Raw genomic sequence first — 25,554 nt, forward strand, 5'->3', positions numbered from 1 at the left:
CGCCTTTTTCATGCGTCGATCCGCTCACGATCGATCGGGTCCTTGAGGTCGAAATACTGAACCGTCAGACGCGCGCGCCGAAGGACCGGACCGGCGCGATCGCGAGCACGAAGCCGACGCCGCCCGCGGCGGTCATCACCGCCAGCACCAACAGGCTCATCGGGTCAGCGGCCTTGAATCCGTCGAGCAGCAGGCCAAGGCTGGCGCCGAAGACGGCGCTGGACAGTTTCAGCGTGGCGGTCAGCAGGGCGAAGGCGGCCATGTCGGTGCGCACGCCAGTCTGCTCGGCATGGTGGCGGATCGCCGCGCTCATGCCGCGCCAGAACAGTGTCATCACCCCGCCCAGGCCGACGCCATGCGCGCAGCAGGCGACCAGGGCGACCGGCCCCGACCAGGGATCGGCCAGAAAGACCGCGCCGGCGATCAGGGCCAGGGTGGTGAAGCCGAGCGCCTGGGGGCCGACATCGCCGCGGGACGGCCAGCGCGCCACGGCGATCGGGCCGATCAGGTTTCCGAGCACCAGGGCGAACAGCAGGGCCGCGCCGGTGTGGTCGTGGGGCCCGTCGCGCTCGACGAAGGTGACCATGCGCGCGGTCATGCTCAGCGGTCCCGCCTGGGCGGCCGCGGCCAGCAGCAGCCGGCCTATGCCCCGCGGCGTGGTCAGGCCCTTGAGGCGCGGCGGCGTCGCGACGACCGGCGCGGGCCCGGCCCAGCGCACGATCCATCCGGCCGTCAGCGCGATCAGGATCGCGATCGCCCCGACCACGACGATCTCGCGCCCTTCGCGCACGCCCTGCCCGACGACCAGGAAGGAGAGCGCCGCCACGCAGAGCCGGGCCAGGGCGCTCAGCGCCTGGCGCAAGACCACGTACCGCTCCGCGTCGGCCCCGTCGCTGGGCAGCAGCGACACCAGCGCGTTCTGGGCGACATCGTAGACCGCGTAGGCCGTGCGCAGCAGGCCTAGCGCGACGATGAGATAGGCGAACGGAGGCAAGGCGCCGTGAACCGGGCTGAAGACGATCATCAGCGTCGTCGCCGTCGCCAGGCCGGCGGCGAACTGGATCAGCAGGATCCGCCGGCGGCTGCCCTCGGCCCGTCGCAACAGGAAGGCGACGCCGATATCCAGCACCGCGCCATAGGCCATCGAGAAGAACAACAGCAGCCCGGTCTCTGCCGCCGACAGTCCCAGCCGCACATTGGCGTAGTAGGCCAGCAGCAGATCGGTGAAGGTCCAGGCCAGGCTCTTGGCGAAGTGACCCGCGCCATAGGCCGAGCGCAGCAGGGCCGCGCTCGCCGGGCCATTCGCTCGAAGGGGCTTCTGGATCGACGCCATGCCGCGTCTATGGGGCGCGACGGAAACGGTTCAATGACAGCAAATCGGTGACGCCCGGCGCGAAATGGCGGTGGGTTCGCGCCAGAAGGGGACTCTGGCGCATTTGCATTGAGTACGGCCCAGCGGGTCTAGCGCAGATAGAATTGGCGATGAAAGGCGAACATGTCGTCGAAAAGGCAATACTCCGGCGCGCCCAGGTTGATCACGGGCGACTTAGAGGCGACGGCGCCCACCCAGCGCCGCCAGGTCGCCTGGAACAGGCTGGCCTCGCCTTCCGTGAACCAGGCGATCGGATAACCCAGCGAGACGTGGAACCGGTAGCCGTCGTGGTTCGGCGAGCGGATGGCCAGGAGGCGGGACAGGCGGTCGCGCAGGCCGCGCAGCCTGGCCTCCTCGGCGGCGTCGACGGGCAGCAGCAGCAGGGTCAGCGGCCTTGCCGGATCCTGGAGCTGTTCGAGGTCGACCTTCAGGCGGATCGGCGGCGCGTGGTCCAGCGCGAACCCTTTCAGCCGCTCGCCCAGCACCCGGTCGCAGTCGGCGATCGGCAGGTCCAGCGGCAGGTCCGCCGGCCAGCTCGCCTTCAGGCGCGGCCGGTCGTTCGCGCCCCCGAAGATCGTGGTGTGGTAGCTGGACGGCGGCAGCCACGCGATCTTGCGGGCGAACGGCAGGGCCGGGACCTCGCGATAGATGTCCAGGAAGGCGTCGAACGCCGCCGACCGCTCGCCCTGCTGGTCCAGGTGGCAGATGATCGTGTTGCCGGCGAACCGAAGGGGCCGACCGTCTGGCTGAAACTTGCTGAAGACATCCGGCGGATAGGCCGGACGGCTGGCGGCGCCCGCCCGCGCCGCCGGTCCGGCCACCGCGACGCCCGCCGCCGCCCGCAACAGCGCGCGGCGGCCTTCGGAAAGGAGATCGCCCCGCCGCATCAGAAATCCTTGCGCAGGCCGAAGCCGAAGTAGCGGCGGTCGTCGCGCGGCACGAACCGCACCACGCCGCTGCCGAAGGTCGACATCATCGACGAATAGTGGGTGTTGGCCAGGTTCTTGGCCAGCACGGTGAAGCGCCAGTCGCCGGGCGCGGTGACGGTCACGCCGGCGTTCCAGATCCCATAGGCGTCCTGCACCGTGTCGGGGGTCTGGTTGATGCTGTACTGCGTTCGGCTCTGCCAGCTGTATTCGGTCGTCAGCTCGACGGCGAAGGCGCCCTCCAGCGGCAGGCGGTAGTCAGCGCGGACGTTCAGCTTCCAGTCCGGCGAGAACGGCAGCGGCTTGCCGTTGACCTGGCACGAGGCCGCGGTCCCGGTCGGGCATTTGAAGTCGTCGATGCGGGCGTGGATGTAGGCCGCGGCGCCGGTCAGGGTCAGGCCCCGGACGGGCTTGGCCGCCAGGTCGGCCTCGATCCCGCGCGTCGACACCTTGCCGGCGTTGATCAGGCGGGTGACGGGTGAGCCGTTGTAAACGTCGTAGAAATTGACCTGGTAGTTCGAGAAGTCGGTGACGAAGCCGGCCAGGTTGGCCTGCAGGCGGCCGTCGAACAGACGGGACTTCAAGCCCACCTCATAGGCGTCGTTGGTCTCGGGCTTCAGGACCCCCGCGTCCTGGGGCAGCATGCTGAAGGCGACGTTGTAGGCGGGGCCCTTGTAGCCGCGCGAATAGGTGACATAGGCCATGCTCGACCCCGTCAGGTCATACTGCGCGCCCAGGCGGGCGGCGTAGCCGTCCTTGTCGGTCGAACCGGCGCTGACGAAGCTGGTCTGGATGCCCGCGACCGGGGTCGGCGATGAGGAAACGCGCTGGAAGCGGTAGCTCAGCGCGTCGCGCACGCCGCGCAGGCCGGCGATCAGGCGCAGGCGGTCGGAGGCGTTGATCGTCGCCTCGCCGAACAGCGAGGTGTTGTTGTCCGTGACACCGTAGTCGGCCAGGCCGTTGAACACCGCGCGGGTGGTCCCGGTCAGGGTGGTTGTCTCGCGGCGATAGAGCTCGTCGTCGGTCGCGCGCATGAAATAGGCCCCGACCACGTACTCGATCAGGCCGCCCTTCGGCGAGGCCAGGCGGATTTCCTGCGACAGCTGCTCGAAGCCGAGGTCGCCGCGATCATGCTGTTGCGGCAGGCCCGCGACCACGCCGGGCAGGCGGTCCTGGTCCTGGAACTGGATGTTGTCCCAGCGGCGGAAGGCGGTGACGCTGGTCAGGGTGTGGCCGGCGAAGCTCCAGTCCGCCTGCAGCGACAGGCCGCTGTTGAAGTCGCGGGCGTGGGTGTCGAGGTTGCTGTTGATCCGGCGGTTGTCGTCGCCGGGGACGACGGGGCCCAGAGCGGCGGCGAAGGCCGGGAAGTTGCTGACGACGCCGGTCGGATAGGCGGTCAGGTACGTCCGCCGCGCCACGCCGGTCGGGGCGGTGTCGCGCGAGGCCATGTAGTCGGCGACCAGGCGCAGGGTCAGGTCCTGGTTCGGCGTGTAAACCAGCTTGCCGCGCGCGCCGGTCCGCTCATAGCCGTTGACCGTCTCGCCGTTGAAGACGTTGGTGACGTTGCCGTCGTACTTGCCGGTGAAGAGGTTCAGCGACCCGGCCAGCTTGCCGGCCACGATCGGGCCCGAAAGGCCGGCCTTGAACCGCCGTTCGTCGCCGCCCGTGCCGTAGAAGGCCTCGCCATAGGCGTGGAGGTCCTGGCCGGGGTCCTTGGTGACGATGTTGACCACCCCGCCCGAGGCGTTCTTGCCGAACAGCGTGCCCTGCGGCCCGCGCAGCACCTCGATGTGGTCGACGTCCAGCAGGTCCAGCGTCGCCTGGCCCTGGCGCGCCAGCACCACGCCGTCGACCACGGTCGAGACGGTCGGCTCGACGCCGGGCGAGGTCGAGACCGTGCCCAGGCCGCGGATGAACAGCGCCTGGTCCTTGTTCGAGGCCGCGGTGCGGAAGTTCAGGGTCGGCACGATCGTGGCGATGTCGCGCAGGCTGTTGAGGTTCGACCGCGCCAGTCGCTCGCCGTCGACGACGGTGACCGCCACCGGCACGTCCTGCAGCTTCTCCGGCCGGCGCGTGGCGGTGACGATGATCTCGGCGATCGCGTCGTCCGCCTGGGTGTGGGCCGCCTGGGCGTGGGCGGCGTCGAGGGCGACGCTCGTCAAGGCGATGGCCAGGGCGGCGGACGAACAAAGACGGATGCGCAGTCGCATGACGAAATCCCCGAAGCGCCGTGGCGCGGCTTAAATTCACTCGCCGTGGGTGCAATGCAACCTGGAACGAGCCTGTTCGATGCGCTATTGCACTTTTTATGCGTACATTATGTGACGAAGTACAGAGCTCGGATCCAGAATCTCACTTTTCATGCGTGAGATGGATGGCGCCATGATCGAGTCGCGCTATGAGGGCCGCATGGACGCTCCCTCCCCGCCCCCGCGCCCTCCGGAACTGACCCGCAGCGAGCGCCGACTGCTGGGCCTGCTGTTCCGTCGCGGCGGGGCGACCCAGGCGGCGCTGATCGAAGCGACGGACCTGACCCAGCAGTCCGTCTCGCGCCTGGTGGGCGGCCTCGCCGCCCAGGGCATGGTGGTGTTTGGCGAGAAGGCCGGCCTCGGCAAGCGCAGCTACCCGTCCACCTTGGTCCACCTGGCGCCCGATCACACCTATGGCCTGGGCGTGGCGGTGATGGCCGACGCGGTGGCGCTGGCGGCGGTCGACTTCGCCGGCAAGGTCCGGTTCGAGCGCAAGGCCCGGATGGGCGCGATGCCCGTGGCCAAGGTGCTGGCCTGGACCGACGCGGCCCTGGCGGAAGCCGCCGACGCCCTGGGGCGACCGCTGGGGACTCTGGCGGGCCTGGGGATCAGCGTCGCCGGCTCGTTCATCGGTGACGCGCCGGGCTTCAACACGCCCCACAGCCTCGAAGAATGGGCCGGCCTCGACGTCGCCCGACTGTTTTCGGAACGCTACGCCCTGCCCGCCTTCGCCGAGAACGACGGCAGCGCCGCCGCCATGGCCGAGGCGATGATCGGCGTCGGCCGCTGGGCCAAGAGCTTCGCCTATCTCTATCTGGGCGCCGGGGTCGGCGGCGGCGTCGTGCTGGACGGCGAGCTTTGGCGCGGCCGTTTCGGCAACGCCGGCGAGTTCGCGGGCGGCCTGCCGGGCAACATCTATCCGTTCCCCAATCTAGAACTGCTGCGCCTGATCGTGGCCCAGGGCGGCCAGCGGTTCGACACGGTCGACGAAATGATCGAGGCCTATGATCCCAGCTGGCCGGCCATCGACGAATGGATCGCGCGGGTCCGCGACTCCCTGTCGATCATCGCCTCGAACGCCACGGCGATCCTCGACCTCGAAGCGATCGTGATCGGCGGACGCACGCCGCCCGACCTGGCGCGGCGGATGATCGGCCACATCGAGCTTTTCGACCAGAAACGGCGATTGGCGCCGCGGCCGACCGCACGGCTCGTTCCCAGCGAGGCGCCCGGCGAGGCCGCCGCGATCGGCGCGGCCATGCTGCCGTTGCGCGCCGTCTATTTGAGCTAGAGTATCGAGGGGCGTCCCAGGTGAAACTGGCGCTTGAAGGCGAACATGTCCTCCAGCAGGCAGTATTCCGGCGCGCCTAGCTCGATCACCGGACAGGCCCTGGCCAGCCGGTCGCGCCAGCCGGCCAGGGCGGCGCGGAACGCCCGATCCTCCTCCGGTGTCAGCCAGCGATAGAGATAGGCCAGGGTGACATGGAAGCGGTAGGCGTCCTGGCCCGGCGCCCGGATGCCCAGGACGTCCGACAGACGAGACCGCAGGCGGCGCAGCTTGGCGTCCTCGGCCGCGTCCAGCGGAACCAGGCGAATGGCCAGGGGCCGTTCGGCGGGCGGCGGCTCGGCGAGGTCGACCCGCATGCGGAAGGGGAGCTCGCAGTCGAGGTCGAAGGCCTTCAGCCGCTCGCCCAGGATCCGATCGCACTCGGCCATCGGCAGGTCGAGCGGCAGGCCCGCGGGCCACAATCCGGGCCGCCGGTCGGAATCGTTGGCCCCGCCGAAGAGGGTCATGTGATAGCTGGACGGCGGCAGGGCCGTGATCTTGCGGCTGAAGGCGTGGGCCGGCAGCTCGCGATACACTTCCAGAAGGGCGTCGAAGAATTCCGATCCCGGCCCCTGCTGCGGCAGGTGGTGGATGATCGTGTTCCCGCGAAACGGCATGACCCGACCGTCGGCGCGGAACTTGCGGCCGACGTCGGGCGGATAGGCCCCACGCTCACCCGCCAGGGCCGCGCCGGCGAGGCCCAACGCGGGCGCCGCCGCCAGGAGTACGCGTCGGCTGAGCATCAGAACCTCGCCGACACGCCGACCATCACGGCCCTGGGCTGTTTGATCCGCGCCACCGGGATCTCCTTGTCGAGGCCCAGATTGGTGTCCACGCCCTGCCCCGTCAGGTTCGAGCCGTCGATGCGCAGGGTGTAGGTCCGGTCGATGTCATACGATAGCGAGGCGTCGATCTTGTCGGACGGCAGCACCCAGCGGATGCGGTAGAAATTGGCCGGGCTGGTCGTGCCGTTGCCGATATAGCGCTCCTCGGTCATCAGGTCGGTGTGGTTCCAGGCCACGCGAGCGCGCAGCTTGTCGCCCTCGTAGAAGACCGAGAGGTTGGTCGCGTATTTCGGCTGGCCCGGCAGGCCGTCCAGGGTCTTGGGCGCGCCGTCCGCCAGCTTGATCGGAAAGTCGGTCTTCGAGGCGATGCCGTTGAAGTTGACGCCGAAGTTGCTCCAGACGCCGGGCAGGAAGGTCAGGTACTTGATCAGGTTGACCTCGACGCCTTGCGTCGTGGCGGCCTCGTCGGCGTTGACGGCCGTGGTCAGCACGCCCGAAACCAGCGTCCCGCCGCCGACGTCGATGTCGGCCGTGCGGCCCAGCGAATAGATCTCGTTCCGGATCCGCTTGTGGAACAGGGCCAGCGAGGCCAGGCCCTTGCCCTCGTCCAGGTACCATTCCAGCGACAGGTCGAAATTGTCGGAGACTCGCGGCTTCAGATCCGGATTGCCGGTCGTCAGCTTGGGCAACGAGGCGTCCGCCAGATTCAGCGAGCCGCCCAGCAGGGCCATGTCGGTCAGCTTGGGCCGGCCGATCGTGCGGCTGTAGGCCGCGCGGATCTTCTTGTCGGGCGCGAGGTCGTAGATCGCCTGGGCCGACGGCATCCAGTGCGAATAGTCGCTGGCGGCGGTCACCGGGTCGTAGGTGGTCTTGCCGGCCTTGGTCGTGGCGCGGAAGCCGGTGGTCTCGACGTCGGTCGCCTCCAGGCGCAGGCCGCCCTGGACCGTCCAGCGGTCGGTCTTCCAGCGCGCCATGCCATAGGCGGCGTAGAGGTCCTCCTGGATCCAGAAGGCCTTGCTGAAGGCGCTGGCCGTGTCGACGGTCTTGGTCGCCTTCGAGAGATAGCGGTCCAGCATGCCGATCAGCTTACCCTGGTCGACGAAGACCATCTGGCCGGCGTCGCAGTTCAACGCGCAGATCCGCGTGGTCGAGGCCACGTCGGCCAGGGTGTAGGGCATGCCGGTCTGATAGCTCTTGGCGTAGTTCTCGCCGTGCTGGCGCCGGATCGCGCCGCCGCCGAACTCGACGCCCAGGCCCGTGTCCCCGGCGTCCATGTTGTAGGCCGCCTTCAGCCGGCCCTCATAGTTGCGGGCGTCGGTCTTGTAGCGCTCGTCATAGTGCTGCGGGTTCGACGCGCCGGTCCCGCCGACATAGGCGGCCAGATTGTCGTAGGCGGTTTGGTTCACCGGGGTGAAGGCCACCTCGTCGTCGCTGACGTCATAGCGGAACGACAGGCCGTTCTGGCTGAAGTTGTCGCTGATCTGCGGATTGTTGTAGGTGGCTCGCGACGCGGCCAGTTTCAGGCCCAGCGTCCAGTCGCCGGCCTGGTAGTCGACGGCGCTCTGCAGGCCATAGACCTTGCGATCGAACAGCAGCTTGAACGAGCGGACGTTCTGGGCGACGTCGCCGGGCTGGCCGGCGCGCGGTGAGAACACGCCCGAGGTGGCGGTCTGGCCGCTGACCAGGGCGTTGGCGCCGATGCTGGCGATCATGTCGTTGCGCAGCGACTTCTCGTTCTGGCCGAAATAGTAGCCAGTCGTCCGTACACTGAGCTTCTCGCTGACCCGCCAGTCCAGGACGCTCATCAGCGAGCGCCGCTCGCGGGTGTTGTCGTAGGCGTACCAGCGCCGCTCGACCGGGGCCGGGCCCGCGCCGACATAGGGCTGGCCGGTGTTCTTGCCGCTGGCGTCGAACCAATAGGCCGAGCTGCCGCGCTCCAGCTGCGGGATCCACATCTCGCGCCGCCAGTACGAGGCGCTCAGCGTCAGGCCGAACTGGTCGTCCGCGCCAAAGCGGCGGGTGATGAAGGCCTCGGCCTGAGCCACCGGGCGCTCGCCGCCCTTCGACTTGTCCTGAATCTGGTAGCCCAGCTTGGCCGAGAAGCGGGTCTGGTCCTTGCGAAAGTCGAAGGCGCCCGGAAGCCTGAAATTGATCGAGCCGCCGACGGAGTGGCCGTCCATGTCCGGCGTGCTGGTCTTGTAGACCTCCATGCGCGAGGCGATGTTGGACGGCAGGGTCTCCAGGTAGAACTGGCGGCCGCCGCCGTTGGTCTGGTTCTGGTTGTCCGGCGAGGCGATCTGCAGGCCGTCCAGGGTGGTGGTGATGTAGTGGGCGTTGAAGCCTCGGATGCTCGCGAAACGCGGCTCGCCCTGATAGTCGTAGACGCTGACGCCGGCGATCCGCTTCAGCGCGTCGCCGACGCTGAAGTCGGCCATCTGACCGATGTCATCAGCCGAGATCGCGTCCATCACCTGCACCGTGTCGCGCTTGGCGGCGATGGCGTTGCGGTCGGCCGCCCGCTGCCCGACGACGACGATCTCGTCGACCACGGCGGTCTGCCGGGCCTGGGCGACACCGCCCAGCGCCCCAAGCGCGGCGCCCGCGCAGAGCATGGATTTGAAGACGATAGACATGTGAGCGCCCCTTGATGCCTCTGACACCAATTAAGTAACAGTCTGTTATTTAATATTTGTGACGGTCGGGGGGAGAGGAGCCAGTCGCGCCCCGCGGGCTAGAAGAAATGATCGCCGAAAGCCAAGGCCGCCGCGCCGAGCGCCGTGGCGTCGCCCTCCACCCGCGACCGCAGCAGCGGCGGGAAAGCCCGGTCGAGGTCGCGCACGGGCGCGGTATAGAACGCCGAGCGCGCGATCAGGGCGTCGGCCAAGGCCGGGGTCAGGCGGCCGCCCAGCACGATCGCCTCGGGATCGACGATGGCGGCGATGGCCGAGAGGATGGCCTCGAACTGCGCCCGCGCCCGCTCGGCCCATCTGTCGATGATCGGGTCGCCGTCCGGCAGCCCCGCCAGCATGGCCTCGATCGAGTCGAAGCGCCGGCCGTCCGCCTCCAGCAGGGTCCGCAGCAGCTGCAGGGTCGGCCGGTCCTCTCGGCGTTCGGGCGGCAAGACGCCGGTGAACTCGCCGGCGTTGCCGTTGCGGCCTCGCCACAGCCTCCCGTCCAAGACCACCCCGCCCCCCAGGCCGCGGCCGACATAGAGATAGGCGAAGCTGGAGAGCGCCTTGCCGAGACCGTACAGCGCCTCCCCCATCGCCGCGGCGTTGCCGTCGTTGTCGATCCACACGGGCAGGCCGAAACGGGCGCTGAACTCGGCGTCCAGGTCGGCCAGGGCCCACTGCTCCATGACCAGCGGCGTGTTGATCTGCCGCCGCTGCCCCGTGAAGAACCCCGAGACGGCGACGCCCACGCCGAACAACCGGTCGCGATCGATGAGCGCCTCACCCGCCATCTCGTCGAAGCTGTCCGCCAGCCGCGCGATCGCCGCGTCCTTGTCGAAGGCGTCGAAAGGCTCACGCCGCTGGGCCCGCACCCGGCCTTGCAGGTCGATCAGCACGACCGAAAGCGCATCCTCGGCGATCGAAACCCCGTAGGCGAACGCCGCATCGGGGGCCAAGCTCAGCGGCAGGCTGGGCTGTCCCCGCCCGGCGATCACCCGCTCGCCCTCGACGACCAGCCCCTCCTCGATCAGGTCGCCGATCAGGCGGGTGACGGAAAGCGGCGCCAAGCCCGTCCGTCGCGCCAGGTCGGCGCGCGAAAGCGGACCGAAGTCGCGGACCAGGGTCAGCAGGCGACGCTCGTTGTCCGTACGGCCGGTCCGGCCGGCGGTCGTCGAAAAGGGTCGTTGGGGCATGCTGCGAATCCGGCCAGCCGCGAGCGTCTCCGTGCGATAAGGTCATCACGGCCGTCCGCCAAGCGGCGTCGCAAGAAGGCGTCACATCCGGGGCGCGCCCAACGGGGAGATCCAGGCCCGCCGCGCCGAGGCCGAGCCCGGCCGCGGGTCGAACGTCGCCGCTAGCGCGGGCGAACCCTGTCGCGTCCGCCCGTCCTTTCGAGCTTGGCGAGCAACCGATTGTACGTCGATTGTCGTATCGGTCTTCCATCGCGCAGAGACCGCCAGGTCGTCTCGCTCACGCCCAGCACTTCCTGCAGCCAGACCTTGGTCACCGCCGGCAGCGCACGACGAAGGACCAGGACCTGCTCTTGATCAACAAGCACCATGTTCATGTGTCGGATTCCACGGATGAGTCTCTAGGCCAATGCTGGCGGCCGACAGGCCGCCGTAGGGGGAACGTCAGGGCTTCAGGGTCGCGGCCTTGAGATCGGCGCCGCCCTTCAGGGCCAGGTCGTCGGAGGCCGCGCCGACCGCGACCTGGTAGCCGCCCTTGTCGATGATCCAGCGATTGGTCTTGACGTCGAACCGGCCCAGCAGGCGCGCATCGGCGGCAAGCGTGACGCGGCGGGTCTCGCCCGGCTTGAGATCAAGCTTGTCGAAGCCGATCAGCCGCTGCAGCGGCTTGCCTCCAGCCCCGGTCAGGTAGACCTGCGGCGCCGCCTTGCCGGCTCGCGGGCCGGTATTGGCCACGTCGAAGCTGACCGTCAGGGTGTCGCCCCCGGTGACCTTCAGGTTCGAGAAGGCGAACGTCGTATAGGACAGGCCGTGGCCGAAGGCGAACAGCGGCTTGTCGCCGGTCTTGGCGAAGCGCCGGTAGCCGACATCGGCCCCCTCGACATAGTTGACGTCGAAGCGCGTCTTCTCCGGCGCGCCGAGACCCGGCAACTGCTCGCGCGGATATTGGGCCAGCGAAGCCGGGAAGGTCACGGGCAACCGGCCCGAGGCGTCGACTTCGCCAAACAACACGTCGGCGATGGCCTCGCCGCCCCGCGCGCCCGAATACCAGGCCTCGACGACGGCTCCGGCCTGTTTCAGCCAGGGCATGGCCACCGCGCCGCCGGTCTGCAGCACGACGACGGCCTTGGGATTGGCCGCCGTCACCGCCGCGATCAGGGCGTCCTGGCCGTCGGGCAGCGACAGATCGACGGCGTCCTCGCCCTCGCCCATCCACTGATTGCCGAACACCACCACCACGTCGGCGGCCTTCGCCGCGGCCACGGCCGAGGCGACATAGCGGCCGTCGTCGAAGGTCACCTTGGCTTGCGGCGCCAGCTTGCGGATCGCGGCCAGCGGCGAGGACGGGTGGAAGTACTGGCTGCGGAACTGGGCCATCATCCCCTCCCCGCCCAGGGGGATGATCGTCTTCGCGCCGCCGGGCGGCACGACCTGGGAGGAGCCGCCGCCTGACAAAACACCGGCGTCGGCGTGGCCGCCGATCACGGCGATCGACCGGGCGGTCCTGGCCAGCGGCAGCAGGCCTGCGGTGTTCTTCAGCAGCACGACGCCTTCGCGCGCGGCCTCGAGGCTGACCGCGCCATTGGCGGCGTAGTCGATCTCGGACCTGGCGGCGGGGCGATCGAAGAGGCCGGCGGCGAACATCGAGCGCAAGATCCGGCGGCTCATGTCCGAAAGACGCGCGGCCGGGACCTCGCCCTTCTCGACGGCGGCCTTCAGCGGCTCGCCGAACCAGGTGGTCCCGTCCAGCTGCTCGCCGGACTGCTGGTCCAGGCCCTTGAGGGCGTAGTCGGTGGCGTGGACCGCGCCCCAGTCGGACATCACCCAGCCCTTGTAGCCCCAGTCGCGCTTGAGCACGGTGTTGAGCAGGTGGTCGTTGCCGCAGCTGTAGTCGCCATTGACCAGGTTGTAGGCGCACATCACCGAGCCGGGCTGGCCCCTTTCAATGGCGATCTCGAACGCCAGGAGGTCGCTCTCGCGGTGGGCGCCCTCCTCGATCACCGAATTGGCGGTCATCCGACCGGTCTCTTGACCGTTCAGCGAGAAGTGCTTGATCGTCGATATGACGCCCTGGTCCTGGATGCCCTTGATCGCCGAACCCGCCAGGGAGCCGGCGAGCCAGGGATCCTCGCCCAGATATTCGAAATTCCGGCCGTTGCGGGGATCGCGCGCCAGGTTGACGCCCCCGGCCAGTTGCACATTGAACCCCTTGGCGCGGGCCTCGCGGCCGACCATCGCGCCGCCTTCATAGATCAGGCGGGTATTGAAGGTGGCCGCCTGCGCCAGGCCTGACGGCAGGGCGGTCGCGCCGTCGCCCGGCCGCACGTTCAAGGGATTGGTCACGCCCAGGCTGGCGTCGCTCTCCTGCAGGGCCGGAACGCCCAGACGCGGCACGCCGGGGAAATAGCCGGCCGATCCGATCGCGCCTTGCGGAACCTTGAAGCCCAGGACCGGCATGGCCATCGGCCCGTGCAGCAAGCTGATCCGCTCATCCACGGTCAGCGCCTTGTCGAGCAGCGCGGCGCGCGCGTCCGGCGAGAGCTTGGCGTCGGCCCATGGGCGTTCGGCGGGCGCGGCGGCTTGGGCGGCCACGGCGAACGTGAGGACGGCGAGGCTAGAAGCGAGTGACATGAGATTCCTTGGCTTCCCCCGGCCCTCATGACGAGGACCCTGCGATTCACCGTTTCTGCGCCGGCGAGGGCCAAGGCTTAGCTCGATACGAAAACGTTTTCTATAATAATCGAAATTGGTCAGGCCTCTTTTTCGCGGACCGATGCGTGGCGCTTCGCGGGAGGGTCTCAGGAGGGCGGTGGCGCGACCGATTGACGAGAGATCAAGCGATAGTCCAGCTGTCGCTCCTTGATCCCCGCCCGAAACCTCTTGTCGCCAAACCCGGCGATCAGCATGTCCACCGCGGCCTCGGCCATCTCGGCGATGGGCTGGTGAACGGTGGTGAGCGGCGGCCAGGATGTCTGCGCGGCCATGGAGTTGTCGAAGCCGACGACCGAGATGCGCTCCGGCACCCCTACCCCATGCTTGGCCAAGGCGGCGAGCGCGCCGATGGCCATCTCATCATTGCCGGCGAAGATGGCCGTGGGGCGCGGGTCCAGGGCCAAGAGGGCTTCGGCGGCCCTGAAGCCCGAGCCGCTAAAGAAGTCGCCGTTGGCGATCCAATCGCCGGGAACCGTCGCGCCGCGGTCTCGCATGGCGGCCAGATAGCCCGCGCGCCGGCGGACCGCGGCGCGATGGTCGGCGGGACCGCCTATGAAGGCGATGCGGCGATGCCCCATGTCCCACAGGCGCAGGGTCTGCTCCCGGGCGGCCTCCTGATCGTCCATCCAGACGTAGGGCGCGCGGTCGACATCGCTGTTCGGCGCCAGGCGGACGTAGGGGATATTCGCATCCTCGACCGCGGCCAGCAGCCCGAGGTCGTCACAGAGCGGCGGGGTCAGGACGAGACCGTCGAAGGCGGCGTCCCGCAGGATCGCGCCCAAGGCTTCGGGCGGAATGACGCCTTGCGGGGTCTCGATCTGCTCGACGACCAGGTGGTAGCCGGCGCGGCGGCAGGCGGTCATCGCGCCAAGCTGAACCTCCCCGACATAGTGGTAGCCGCCCAGGCGCAGGAACATGACGCCGATCAGATAGCTGCGACGCCCCGACAGGGCGCGCGCGGAGACGTTTGGCCGGTAGCCGAGGCGCTCGACGATTTCGAGGACCCGGGTGCGGACTTCGGGCCCGGCCCCCTCTCCCCGATTGAGAACGCGGGAGACCGTCGCGATCGACACACCCGCTTCGCGCGCGATGTCGATGATCGTGACACTCTTGTCGTTGCTTTTCCCCATCGCCCAACCTCTAGCAGGAATCGCCGCCCGGACGAGCCCCGGCCTTGCTCCGGCGAACGCTCGCGACGACAAAAAAGCGGCGCGCCCTAAGGCGCGCCGCTGGTCGCCGAAGCGACGAGGGTCCCAGGGAAAGGGAGGAGGAACCCGAGAGAACGCGGCGCGATCGGCCGCGCCAATATTCCGACTAGAAGCCCATCCGCGCGCGGATGCCGACATAGCGCTTGGAGTTTCGCGGCAGCAGTTGAGCGACCGCGCCGGCATTGGACGAGCCGGTATAGCCGAGCGAGCTGGCGTAGTGCTGGTCGAACAGATTGTTGACGAACAGCGCCACGCGGTAGTTGTCCTCGTCACGACCCGCGACGCCAAGGCTGGCGTTGACCACGCCGTAGGCTTTCTGGCGCGAGATCGGCGTACCCAGGAGGTCAAGCATGACGGCGCTCTGGTGCGTGTACTCGGCCGTCACGAAGCCGTCGAAGGGCAGGTTCGGCAACGCGACATCGTAGGCGCCCGCCAGCGAGTACTTGAACTTCGGCGAGTTGGCCAACGGCTTGCCCGACAGGTCCTGGAAGTTCTGAGTCCCGACCCGGCGGCACCCCTCGGCGACCGTCTGGTTGGTGTAGCAAGGCGCGTTCGTGAATTCGCGGATCGTCGCGTCGGTATAGGCGGCGGTGGCGTCGATGCGCAGGGCGCGCACCGGCTTGGCCGAGACCTCGACCTCGACACCCTTGCTCCGCAGCGACCCCACATTGCTCAGTTGCGGAACGATGGTGCCGTCCGGCTGGGTGACGCCGCCCTGGGCCTGGAAGTCGGTGAAGTCGGTCAGGAAGCCCGTGACATTGAGCTGGACACGGTTTTCCAGGATCCGGCTCTTCAAGCCCAGTTCATAGGCCTTGCTCGTCTCGGGACGCACCGGCTTGGCCGCCCGCCCGGGATTGAAGCCCGTGCTGATGTCGAAGCCCTGGCCCTTGTAGCCCGTCGACAACGAGGCATAGGCCATGACGTGTTCGGCCAGGTCCTGGCGCAGCGCGACCTTGTAAGTGACGTGATCGTCCTTGGCCTTGCCGGAGCAGACCGACAGGCACGAGGCGTTGTTGGCCGGCGGGTTCGCCGTCGGCGTGGTGTTGACGAAGGTCGCATCGATGGACTCGTGGTTGAAGCGCACGCCGCCGTCCAGATGGGTCTTCTCGCCGACGTGGTAGGTCAGCTGGGTGAAGGCGGCCATGGTCTTGGTGCCGGCGGTCGCCGCCCAGGCCGTCGCGGCGTTCGGGCCGCGCGCATAGGAGCGGTTGGAGTCGCCGTCGGCGTAGAACAGGGCGAACAGGTAGTCGAGCTTGCGCGCGCCGCTCGAAACCAGCCGCAGTTCCTGCGTGAAATTCGTCGAGTGGAACGGGCCGCCGGCCGTCGAGCCCTTGGGCAGGATGCTCGTCGGATCGGCCGCGTTCAGCAGCGTCGGGGAACCGAGCGTGTCCAGGTCCTCGAGGAAGCGAAAGCGCCAGTCCTGGTAGCTGGTGATCGACACCAGGTTGGCGCCGCCCAGGTCGAGGCTGGCGCGGCCGTTCAGCATGGTCTGCTTGCTGGTGTTCTTCGGCTCGGTGTCGAGACGGATCTTATAGTTGTCGTCCCCGGGCGTCAGGCCCGCGGTCGACAGGGCCAGCGGCGCGCCAAAGGCGCTGGCGCCCGGATTGACGCTGCGGAACGTGCGGACCTGGCCATCGGTCTTGGTGTTGGTGTGCGAGGCCGTCAGGCTGATGTTGAGCGCTTCGGTCGGGTCCAGTTCAAGCCGCCCGCGGACACCGTAGGACCGGTCGCCGTTCAGCTTGTGACCGGTGTTGAGGTTGCGGATATAGCCGTCGCGATCGCCGTAGAAGGCGTTGAGGCGGAAGCCGGCCTTGTCGGAGATCGGGCCCGAGACCATCCCTTCGACGCGCTTTTCGCCATCGCTGGTCAGCGTGCCGCCGACGGAGGCCGTCAGGGTCTTTGTCGGCTTCTGGGTCACGATGTTGATAACCCCGGCGGCGGCGTTCTTGCCAAACAGCGTGCCTTGCGGACCGCGCAGGATTTCCAGGCGAGCGATGTCGTTGAGACCGGAGAAGGCCTGGGCCTGCTGCAGCAAGGCGACGTCATCGACCACGACCGCGACGCTGGGTTCGATGCCGATGCTGAACGAGAACGTGCCGATCCCGCGCAGATTGATGCTGTTGCCGGTGGCGTTGGTGTTCTCCGTGACCGTCAAGCTGGGCGAGACGCGGACCACATCCGTGACCTGGACGACGTTGCGCGCTTCCAGTTGCTCGCTGCTGACGGCGCTGACGGCGGCGGGCACGTCCTGCAGATTCTGTTCGCGCTTTTGCGCGGTGACGATGATCTCGTCGAGCGCCACGGCCTGGTTGGCCGGCTGCGGCGCGGTCTGCGCCCAAGCCTGGCCGGAAGCCGCGATCATGGCGGCGCTCGCCATCCAAAGAAGACGCCTGTTCATTTCCCCTCCTGTTATTTTAGCGAACGGTCTGTCCGGTCGCGCTTAATCTGTCTTACCAATTTTTGGATTTAGGGTCGGGGCGTCAACCTCTTTTTGCCTGACAACCTGAGCGATCCAGGCCACAATTGACTAGCGCGTCACCCGGCCGACAGCCTGGGCGCGCCAAAACAGGCCGATGATGACTTGGGAGACACCGAATGGCGGCGCGCGCAAAGGGGGACGTGGAGAAGACGAACCCCGCCGGCGACACCACCGCGAGCGGAGACCGCATCTACCAGAGATTGGCTCGGCATGTGTTCGACGACCTGATCGCGGGGCGTTACGAGATCGGCAGCCGCCTGCCCGCCGAGCGCGAGCTTTGCGCCGAGTACGGCGCCAGCCGGCCCGCGGTGCGCGAGGCGCTGATCGCGCTCGAGGTGCAAGGCTATATCGATATTCGGGTGGGCTCGGGCGCCTATGTTCGCCGACTGCCGGGCCGCGAAGACCACCCCGGCTTCGCCATCACCGCCTTCGAACTGACGGAGACGCGACTGGCGTTCGAAGGCGAGGCCGCCGCGCTGGCGGCCAACCATATCAACGACGACGAGATCGCCCGGCTTGAAATGCTGCTGGATGAAATGACCGTCGAAAACCTTCGCCCCAAGGTGACGGAGGACGCCGACCGGGCGTTCCACATGACCATCGCCCAGGCGACGCGCAACGCCGGGATCGTGCTGATGATCGAGGAGCTGTGGCGCCTGCGCTCGACGTCGCCGGCTTGCGCGCTGCTTCACAACAAGGCCCGCAGCGCCAAGATCCGCCCCGTCGTGGCCGAGCACCGTCGCATCGTCGAGGCGCTCAAGGCCCGGGATCCGCAAGCCGCCCGCGCCGCCATGCGCGCCCACCTCGCCGCCGTGATGGATCACCTGCTCTTCACGACCGAAGAGCTGGCGCTGGAGGAAGCGCGCCGGACAGCCGCGGGCGTGCGCGCGCGCTTCTCCACCGCTGCCCACGAAACCTGACTGACCAATTTTTCAAATTGATCTGGCAGATTTGATTTAAGGCGCTAAGCTCGCTCCAACGCGACCATCAGGTGGCGACTGGGAGGGATGCCGATGAGACGATTGCTGCTGGCCACGGCGATGATGAGCCTCATCGCCCCGGCGATCGTACGGGCCGAGTCGCCGGCCGCCCCGGTGCGGGCCGAGACCGCCCTGGCCGAGAACTGGCGCTTTCGCCAGGACGACACCCTGAGCGGCGCCGAGAACCCCGCCTTCGACGACCATGACTGGCAGCGGGTCACCGTGCCGCACACCTGGAACCGGGTCGGCCTCTACCTGCCCGGTCCGGTCGAGCGCACGCACAAGGCCGAGACCGTCAACAAGACCCAGGGCGTAGGCTGGTACCGGCTGGCGTTCGCCGCGCCCAGGCTGGAGGGCCGCCGCGCCTACCTGCAGTTCGACGCCGCCAGCCGCGCCGCCAAGGTCTGGCTGAACGGGGTCTATCTGGGTGAGCACCAGGGCGGCTTCTCGCGCTTCCGCCTCGACGCCACGGACGCCCTGCGAGGCGAAGGTCAGAACCTGCTGGTCGTGCGCACCGACAACAGCAAACCCGCGCCCGGTTCTTCCACGGCCGACAATCTGCCCCTGACCGGCGACTTCTTCGTGCATGGCGGCCTCTACCGCCCTGTCAGCCTCGTGCTCACCAACGCCGCCCATTTCGACATGCTCGATTTCGGCGGCGCCGGCGTCTACGCGAACACCGCCACGCTTTCGCCCGCCAGGGCCGAGATCCAGGTTCGCGGCAAACTCCGCAACGAGATGGCCGGAGCCCTGGCCGCCCGCATGGTGAGCAAGCTCTACGACGCCTCGGGGCGTGTGGCCGCTCAAGCCAGCACGACCGCGGCCCTCCCCGCCAAGGGCGCCCAGGAGGCGACCGTCACCCTGTCGCTGGTCAATCCGCATCTGTGGAACGGCGTGGCCGACCCGTATCTCTACCGCCTGGAGACCGATCTGGTCGCCGCCGACGGCCGGGTGCTCGATCGGGTCTCGACGCCGTTCGGGGTGCGCCAGATGGCGGTCGATCCCGATCGGGGCTTTCTGCTGAATGGAAAGCCCTATCGCCTGCACGGCGTCGGCTACCACCAGGACCGCGAGGGCAAGGGCTGGGCGATCAGCCCCGCCGATGTCGAGGACGACATGACGACCCTGCGCGAAATGGGCGCCAACACCCTTCGCCTGACTCATTACCAGCATGGCCAGACCATCCACGACCTCGCCGACAAGTATGGCTTCGTGCTTTGGGACGAGATCCCGCTGGTCTCGGCCTGGACGCTGGGCGGGGCGCTCGAGCCGACCCCGGCCCTGGTCGAGAACGCGCGCCAGCAGCTCAAGGAACTGATCCGGCAGAACTACAATCACGCCTCGGTCGCCACCTGGGGCATCGCCAACGAAGTCGATTTCGGCAATTCGTTCCCCGCCTTCCTGACCGGCTACAAGGACGGCAAGGCGCCCGATCCGATGCCGTTGCTGAAGGCGCTGAACGACCTGGCCCATCAGGAAGATCCGGGACGCCCCACGGCGCTGGCGACGTGCTGCGAAGGCCGGGTCTTCGCCGCCGGCGTGGATGTGCCGACCACGGCCGAGGCCGCCGACCTGGGCGGCGCCAACCGCTATTTCGGCTGGTATTTCGGCGCGCCGGGCGACCTTGGCCCGCACCTGGACGCCCTGCGCGCCAAGCGTCCGCGCCAGCCCCTGTCGGTGACGGAGTATGGCGCGGGCGGCGCGGTGACCCTCCACACCGACGATGTCCTGGGCGGCCCGATCGACTCCCGCGGCCGCACTCAGCCCGAGGAGTACGAGAGCTACATTCACGAGACCGCCTGGGCGGCCCTGTCGCAGCGCCCCTATCTCTGGGGCACATGGCTTTGGAACGCCTTCGACTTCGCCACCACGATCCGTCACGAGGGCGACGCCGACGACATCAACACCAAGGGCCTGGTCACCTACGACCGCAAGATTCGCAAGGACGCCTGGTACTTCTACAAGGCCAACTGGGCGACCACGCCGACGGTGCATATCAACGGCCGACGCTATGTCGACCGCGCCTATCCGGTCACCGATGTGCGGGTCTATTCGAACGGCGCGACCACCGAGCTGACGCTCAATGGCCGCTCTCTGGGGTCGCTGAGCGACTGTCCGCTGCGGATCTGCGTCTGGCCGGGCGTGCGCCTGGCGCCTGGCGAAAACGTCCTGGTCGCCCGCGCCCGGTTCGGCGGCCGGCCCGTCGAGGATCGCATCACCTGGAAGCGTCCGGCCGACGCCGCGGCGTCGTTCCGCATCGACGCGGGCGCGATCGTCGGCGCGGGCAAGGCCACGGCCTTTGGCTCCGACGCCTTCTTCAAGGGCGGCGAGGCTCTGTCGGCCAATACCCCGGCCGACTACGGACGTCCCGCCGCGCGGGCCCAGATCAGCGGAACCGACGAGGTCGACGTGGCCGCCAGCTATCGCCAGGGCCGCTTCGCCTATGCGATCCCGGTCGCGGCCGGCCGCTATCGCGTGAGCCTCACCTTCGTCGAGCCCAAGCTGGCGAGCGACGAGCGGCGCTTCGACGTCGTCGCCAACGGCGCGCGGATGCTGGGCGACCTTGATGTTTCGGCGCAGGCCGGCGGTCCGCTCAAGGCGCTGATCAAGACGTTCGAGACCGGCGCCGGCGACCAGGGCCTGACGCTGGAGTTCAACCCCACCAAGGGCGAGGCGGTCGTCTCCGCGATCGAGATCACGCCCCTCCCCGCCGCCAAGCCATAGGAATCCAAGACGTGTTGATGACGCAGACCATGCGCTGGTTCGGGCCCGCGGATCCGGTTTCGCTCGCCGGTATCCGGCAAGCCGGCGCCACAGAGGTGGTCACCGCCCTGCACGAGATCCCCAACGGCGCGGTCTGGCCCCGCGCCCTGATCGCCGAACGCCGCGCCATGATCGAGGCCGCCGGGCTGGGCTGGACGGTGGTCGAGAGCCTGCCGGTGCATGAGGACCTGAAGACCGGCGGCCCCAGGTGGGACGAACTCGTCGAAAACTACCGCCAGAGCCTGATGAACCTCGCGGCCGAGGGCGTGAAGGTCGTCACCTACAACTTCATGCCGCTGCTGGACTGGACGCGCACGGACCTGGCCTGGCGCCTGCCCGACGGCGCCCTGGCCCTGCGCTTCGAACTGGACGCCCTCGCGGCCTTCGACCTGTTCATCCTGCGCCGGCCCGACGCCGAGCGCGACTACGACGTCGGCACGCTGGAGCGCGCGGCGGTCCACTACGTCTCGCTGTCCCGCGACGAGCGCGAGCGCCTGGAGCGGACGATCATCGCCGGCCTGCCCGGCGCCGAGGAGACCTTCACCGCCGGGGCGTTCCTGCAGGCGATCCAGCGCTATGACGGCGTCGACGCCGAGCAGGCGCGCGCCAATCACATCGCCTTCCTCAAGGCCGTCTGCCCCACCGCCGACGCCCTGGGCCTGCGGCTGGCGGTCCACCCGGACGATCCGCCCTTCCCGATCTTCGGCCTGCCGCGCGTCGTCAGCACCGAGGCCGACTTCGACGCGCTGATCGCGGCGGTTCCCAATCCGTCCAATGGCGTCTGCTTCTGTGTCGGTTCGCTGGGTGTCCGCCCCGACAACGACCTGCCGGGCATGATCAAGCGCCTGGGCTCGCGCATCGCCTTCCTGCACCTGCGCTCGATCCAACGCGAGGCCCATGGCGCCTTCCACGAGGCCGCGCACCTGGAAGGTGACGCTGACATGGCCAAGGTCATCACGGCCGTCCATCACGTCTCGACCCGAGAGCGGCGTTCGATCCCGATGCGCCCGGACCATGGTCACCAGATGATCGACGACCTGAACAGGACCACCAATCCCGGCTACTCCCTCATCGGCCGCCTGAGGGGACTGGCCGAACTGCGGGGCATGGAGCGCGGCATCGCCCATGCGCTTGATGGCTAGTCTGCCGTAACCGCCGTTGGCTTGCCTCGCGGCAACTGGGCGTTCACCGAGGCGAAGTCGAGTCGCCCTTGAAAAGAACGTCACCCGTCGCCGGCAGACCCATCACGGCGGCCAGGGTCGGGGCGATGCTCTCCATGCGGATGGTCCCCAGGTTGCGCCCCTTGGGAACGGCGCCGCCCTGGATGAAGAACGCCGAGCGCATTTCCGGATAGTCGGCGGGATAGCCATGCATGCCGCGATACCGGCTTGGCGAAACCCGAGGCGCGGCCGGATCGCGGCCCATTTCGAAGCCGATCTCGAAGCCGAGCCGGAACGCTGGCGCGCGGCCAGCGGCATAGGCCGGCGTCTTGGTCAGGTCCGCCACATCGCGAATATGAAACGACGGATCCTTCTCAAGATCGCTCAGGAAGGCGCGAACCCTCTGCTGAAGGTCAGGGTCGCCCGGACGCGCGAGATACACCGAAGCGGTGGCCCCGCCCCAAGGCATGGCCTCCCAGGATTCGAACTGGGACTTGTCCCGGTTGAGCCGCGCGAGCCCCGCGTCGGCGAAGGCCTGCAGCAGGTTCACGTCGTCGTGCAGCGGCGCGAAGCCGTGATCGGACACGACGGCCACGACGGCCGCCGGGTCGGCGGCTCTCGCCGCCTCCGCCAGCGCGCCCACGACCTGGTCGACATTCCGCAAGGCCGCCTTGGCCTCCGGGCTGTCCGGACCGGACAGATGCTGCGCGTGATCGAAGGCCGAGAAGTTGATCAGCAGCAGTCGCGGATGACGCGACTTCAGGATCTCGGCGGCGAAGCGACCCGCGACGCGATCGGAATCCGGCGTGTGCATGATCGCCTGCGCGAGCTTCGAGCCGGTCTTCTTTTCCAGTTCGTCGACCAGTCCGGGCGTCGACAGGGCCCGGATCAGCTTGACGTCCTCCAGAGTCTGGTCGCGCCAGTACAGGGGGATGTTGAAATCGATGTCGGCGGCGCCGACCGTCACGGGCCAGTTGACGCTGGCGACGGTTCCGCCGTGCTGCTTGACCCGAGTCCACAGCGTCGGCGTCCGGATGTCCTGCGCGTACCAGTAGTACTGATTGGCCTTCGGATGCAGAGGGTCGAACACCAGGTTGTCGACGACGCCATGCTCTTCCGGCGCGACGCCGGTGACCAGGGAAACATGGTTGGGCAGGGTCAGGGTCGGCGTTTCGTTTCGAACCGACTCCGCATAGCTGCCCTCCCGCAGAAAGCCGCGAAGGTTGGGCAGGTCGGGGTCGCCGGCCTTCAGGCCGGTGATCTCGCTTGGGCGCATGCCGTCGATCGAGATGACCACCAGTGAGTTGGCTCTGGCGATTGAGCCGGATGCAACCGTCAGGGCGGCGATCAGGGCCGCGAACCGGATCAGCGAACGCATGCGATTTCCCTCGTTCTCAAGCGATTACACGATACATAAATTCAATATGTAACATCTCCATGATTATATATATTGATTTCAAGGGTGGTTGGCGTCGGACGCTCCGACCGGCATGATCGCCCCGCGCCCGCGCCATGAGTCCTCGGCGTCCGGGGAGGATCCATCAGGCGAGCGCGCGCATCGGAGTTTTGGATGGAACAGAAGAAAGACGGCAAGCGCGGCTTGGGCGCGCTGAGTCTGCAGGTCCTGCGGACCTTCGTGACCGTCGCCGAAACGGGCAGCTTTTCCAACGCGGCCAAACAGCTGGAGATCGCCCAGCCCACGGTTTCGTTTCAGATCGCCAGCGTGGAGGAAATGCTGGGGGCGACCCTGTTCCACAGGCGGCCCAAGCCCGAACTGACCTCGGTGGGCCGGGACGTCTATACGCGCGTGCGGATCATCCTTAGCCGCGTGAACGAACTGGAGGCCAGTCTGGACCAGTTCAAGCAGCTCGAGCTGGGCCAGATCCGGATCGGCATCAGCGCGCCCCGATGCGCCCTATCGCTGATCGGCATGTTCATGCGCGATCACCCCGGCGTCGATGTCCACACCATCGCCGGCAACTCGGACGATCTGCTGCGCCTGCTGGAGCAGAACCGCATCGATATCGCGATCGCCGGCCTGCCGCAGGCGGTGACCGATTTCAACTGCCGCCTGATCGAGGCCATCCACCTGTGCGCCTGGCTGCCGGCCGGCGACGCGCTGGCGGGGCGCTCCGCGATCGATCTTGAGACCTTGGCGACGCTGCCCCTGGTCATGCGCGAGCAGGGGTCGATCACGCGGCGGATCTTCGAGAGCGCCTGCGCGGAAAAGGGACTGACGCCAGACGTCCGCCTGACCATTCATAGCCGCGAAAGCGTTCGCGAAGCGGTCGCGGCCGGCGTCGGCGCCGGCATCGTCTTCAATTCGGAAGCCAATTTCGACTCCCGGGTGAGCTTCATTCCGATCGAGCCGCAACTCGTCGCGGGCACCTATCTGATCTATCCGGAAACGCTGTGCGATCTGCCCGCCGTTCGCGCCTTTGTCGATCTGGTGGAACGCAAGCAGCCCGCCGCGCCGTCGTTGCTGACCGCTTCGCAAGCCGTGCGCGCCGAGCCCGTCGGGGACTCAGTCGTCTGAAAGCAGGCGTTCGATGATCGGCGTGGCGCGTCGCCCCATCAACTGTTGTCCGGCGGCGGACGGATGCAGGCCGTCGATGAGCAGGCCGGCCTCCTGGTCGCCCAGCAGCAGACGCCCGTCGCGGTAGTGCAGCCGCCGGTCGCCCAGCGCCCGGCGACGGTCGACCAGGCCTTCAAGCAGGCCGCGCGCCGAGGCGGCGGTCAGCGCGCCCTCGGCCAGGCTGGCCGGACGCGGCGGCGGCGCAACGCCCTCGGCCGTCCGCCGCGCGGGCCCTGGGTGGGTTTCGAAAACGCCCGAGTGGATCGGCGAGATCACCATGATCGGGACATCCGGCCGCTCGCGGCGAATGATGTCGAGAAAGGTGTGAACCGCGGGAATGAAGGCTCGCTCGCGCATGGCGTCGGTCGTGATGACGTTGACGCCGATCTCCAGGGTCAGGATGTCAGCGTCGCTCCGCGCCATCGCCCGGGCGACGAAGCCCTCGAGCAGGCAGTTGCCGCTGTAGCCCAGCGAGGTGAGATCCAGGTCCAGCCCTCGTGCCGCCACGGCGGGCCAGCAGTCGCTGGGCCCCTCGGCCTCCTTGCCGTGGCTGATCGAACTGCCGTAGTGCAGCCATCGCCGCTGGGCGCCGGGCGGTGGCGCGACCAGGGCGTCCGCGTCCACCCGCAGGGCCTTGAGGGTGATCGCCGCGTTCTGAGGCAGCCACAGTTCGAGCCGCTTCAGGCCTGGCGGCAGAGGGGCGAAGAGAAGGCGCGTGGTCGGCCCCGCTTGCCGCGTCACCTCGGGCGGAAACCGCCCGAAATCGACCAGCAGGGTTGGCCCGTCGGCCGCGACGCGGCGCTCGAACAGGCGATCATCGACAAACAGGTCGAACGCGACCGGCCGTCGCGCGCCGCCGACATAACGGAGTCCGGTCGCTTCCGCGTCCAGTTCCAGCGCCCGCGTGTCGCTGTCCAGCCGCAGCCGCATCCCGGCGGCCATGCTCGCCGTCAGCACCAGCTGGGGGTCAGGGTCCCTCCCCTCCGCGGTGGCGGGAAGTCGCGACAGGCTAAGACCGTCCGTCGACCGCGCCCAGGTCACGGCGCCGCGAACGAGGTCATCGGTCAGATCCAGGGTTCGCAAGGCGTGCGGCTTCCAGAACAGGGGGGCGGCGAGAGCGGAATGTCTGGCGAACGGGCCACCGCCCCGGCGGAGC

General features: G+C 68.3%; 17 protein-coding genes. 5 read left to right on the top strand and 12 right to left on the bottom strand.

Features of this window, described 5'->3' with window-relative positions:
- Positions 1-64 precede the first annotated feature (64 nt).
- The 3 genes from AC1RJ9_RS11210 to AC1RJ9_RS11220 all read right to left on the bottom strand — a co-directional run bounded on the left by AC1RJ9_RS11210 (position 65) and on the right by AC1RJ9_RS11220 (position 4,508).
- Positions 65-1,333, bottom strand: a complete 1,269-nt coding sequence (locus AC1RJ9_RS11210) for an MFS transporter (protein WP_492836965.1) — start codon at positions 1,331-1,333, stop codon at positions 65-67.
- A gap of 128 nt (positions 1,334-1,461) precedes the next feature.
- Positions 1,462-2,259 carry a DUF1868 domain-containing protein gene (locus AC1RJ9_RS11215; protein WP_492836966.1) on the bottom strand — a complete coding sequence of 266 codons (798 nt, stop codon included), beginning with the start codon at positions 2,257-2,259 and terminating at the stop codon, positions 1,462-1,464.
- Entirely contained in the window at positions 2,259-4,508 is a 2,250-nt protein-coding gene (locus tag AC1RJ9_RS11220) for a TonB-dependent receptor (RefSeq protein WP_492836967.1), read from the bottom strand. Before AC1RJ9_RS11220 ends, AC1RJ9_RS11215 begins: the two co-directional genes overlap by 1 nt.
- Before the next feature lie 172 nt (positions 4,509-4,680).
- Between AC1RJ9_RS11220 and AC1RJ9_RS11225 the strand changes: the two genes are divergently transcribed.
- Positions 4,681-5,838, top strand: a complete 1,158-nt coding sequence (locus AC1RJ9_RS11225; RefSeq protein ID WP_492836968.1) for an ROK family transcriptional regulator — start codon at positions 4,681-4,683, stop codon at positions 5,836-5,838.
- Here the strand turns inward: AC1RJ9_RS11225 and AC1RJ9_RS11230 are convergent.
- The 7 genes from AC1RJ9_RS11230 to AC1RJ9_RS11260 all read right to left on the bottom strand — a co-directional run bounded on the left by AC1RJ9_RS11230 (position 5,835) and on the right by AC1RJ9_RS11260 (position 16,803).
- The gene (locus AC1RJ9_RS11230; RefSeq protein WP_492836969.1) at positions 5,835-6,617 is read right to left on the bottom strand and encodes a DUF1868 domain-containing protein; all 783 of its coding nucleotides are present in this window, start codon (positions 6,615-6,617) and stop codon (positions 5,835-5,837) included. The genes AC1RJ9_RS11225 and AC1RJ9_RS11230 overlap by 4 nt on opposite strands.
- A complete protein-coding gene (locus tag AC1RJ9_RS11235) occupies positions 6,617-9,292 on the bottom strand; it encodes a TonB-dependent receptor (RefSeq protein WP_492836970.1) in 2,676 nt (891 codons plus the stop codon). The genes AC1RJ9_RS11230 and AC1RJ9_RS11235 overlap by 1 nt, the downstream gene beginning before the upstream one ends.
- 98 nt (positions 9,293-9,390) lie before the next feature.
- The gene (locus AC1RJ9_RS11240; protein ID WP_492836971.1) at positions 9,391-10,524 is read right to left on the bottom strand and encodes an ROK family transcriptional regulator; all 1,134 of its coding nucleotides are present in this window, start codon (positions 10,522-10,524) and stop codon (positions 9,391-9,393) included.
- Positions 10,525-10,685: 161 nt separating this feature from the next.
- On the bottom strand, positions 10,686-10,898 hold the full coding sequence (locus AC1RJ9_RS11245; protein ID WP_492836972.1) for a hypothetical protein: 213 nt from the start codon (positions 10,896-10,898) through the stop codon (positions 10,686-10,688).
- Between the two features lie 67 nt (positions 10,899-10,965).
- Complete coding sequence (locus AC1RJ9_RS11250; protein WP_492836973.1) at positions 10,966-13,152, bottom strand: beta-glucosidase; 2,187 nt, start codon at positions 13,150-13,152, stop codon at positions 10,966-10,968.
- Between the two features lie 167 nt (positions 13,153-13,319).
- Positions 13,320-14,363 carry a LacI family DNA-binding transcriptional regulator gene (locus tag AC1RJ9_RS11255; RefSeq protein WP_492836974.1) on the bottom strand — a complete coding sequence of 348 codons (1,044 nt, stop codon included), beginning with the start codon at positions 14,361-14,363 and terminating at the stop codon, positions 13,320-13,322.
- Positions 14,364-14,547: 184 nt separating this feature from the next.
- The gene (locus AC1RJ9_RS11260) at positions 14,548-16,803 is read right to left on the bottom strand and encodes a TonB-dependent receptor (RefSeq protein WP_492836975.1); all 2,256 of its coding nucleotides are present in this window, start codon (positions 16,801-16,803) and stop codon (positions 14,548-14,550) included.
- 233 nt (positions 16,804-17,036) lie between these two features.
- On the opposite strand from AC1RJ9_RS11260, the gene AC1RJ9_RS11265 reads away from it, so the two are divergent.
- The 3 genes from AC1RJ9_RS11265 to uxuA all read left to right on the top strand — a co-directional run bounded on the left by AC1RJ9_RS11265 (position 17,037) and on the right by uxuA (position 21,805).
- Positions 17,037-17,840: a FadR/GntR family transcriptional regulator gene (locus AC1RJ9_RS11265; protein WP_492836976.1), complete on the top strand. Its 804-nt coding sequence runs from the start codon at positions 17,037-17,039 to the stop codon at positions 17,838-17,840.
- Between the two features lie 93 nt (positions 17,841-17,933).
- On the top strand, positions 17,934-20,624 hold the full coding sequence (locus tag AC1RJ9_RS11270; RefSeq protein WP_492836977.1) for a glycoside hydrolase family 2 TIM barrel-domain containing protein: 2,691 nt from the start codon (positions 17,934-17,936) through the stop codon (positions 20,622-20,624).
- Positions 20,625-20,641: 17 nt separating this feature from the next.
- Complete coding sequence (uxuA, locus tag AC1RJ9_RS11275) at positions 20,642-21,805, top strand: mannonate dehydratase (protein ID WP_492836978.1); 1,164 nt, start codon at positions 20,642-20,644, stop codon at positions 21,803-21,805.
- Positions 21,806-21,848: 43 nt separating this feature from the next.
- On the opposite strand, the gene AC1RJ9_RS11280 is transcribed toward uxuA, so the two are convergent.
- Positions 21,849-23,201, bottom strand: a complete 1,353-nt coding sequence (locus AC1RJ9_RS11280; protein ID WP_492836979.1) for an alkaline phosphatase family protein — start codon at positions 23,199-23,201, stop codon at positions 21,849-21,851.
- 192 nt (positions 23,202-23,393) lie between these two features.
- Here AC1RJ9_RS11280 and AC1RJ9_RS11285 point away from each other — a divergent pair, with 192 nt between their 5' ends.
- Complete coding sequence (locus tag AC1RJ9_RS11285) at positions 23,394-24,359, top strand: LysR substrate-binding domain-containing protein (protein WP_492836980.1); 966 nt, start codon at positions 23,394-23,396, stop codon at positions 24,357-24,359.
- Here AC1RJ9_RS11285 and AC1RJ9_RS11290 read toward each other — a convergent pair.
- The gene (locus tag AC1RJ9_RS11290) at positions 24,348-25,481 is read right to left on the bottom strand and encodes an SGNH/GDSL hydrolase family protein (protein ID WP_492836981.1); all 1,134 of its coding nucleotides are present in this window, start codon (positions 25,479-25,481) and stop codon (positions 24,348-24,350) included. The two genes, AC1RJ9_RS11285 and AC1RJ9_RS11290, sit on opposite strands and share 12 nt — an antisense overlap.
- Positions 25,482-25,554: the final 73 nt, after the last annotated feature.

The sequence above is a fragment of the Caulobacter sp. GW822-FHT07D08 genome, assembly GCF_058798735.1.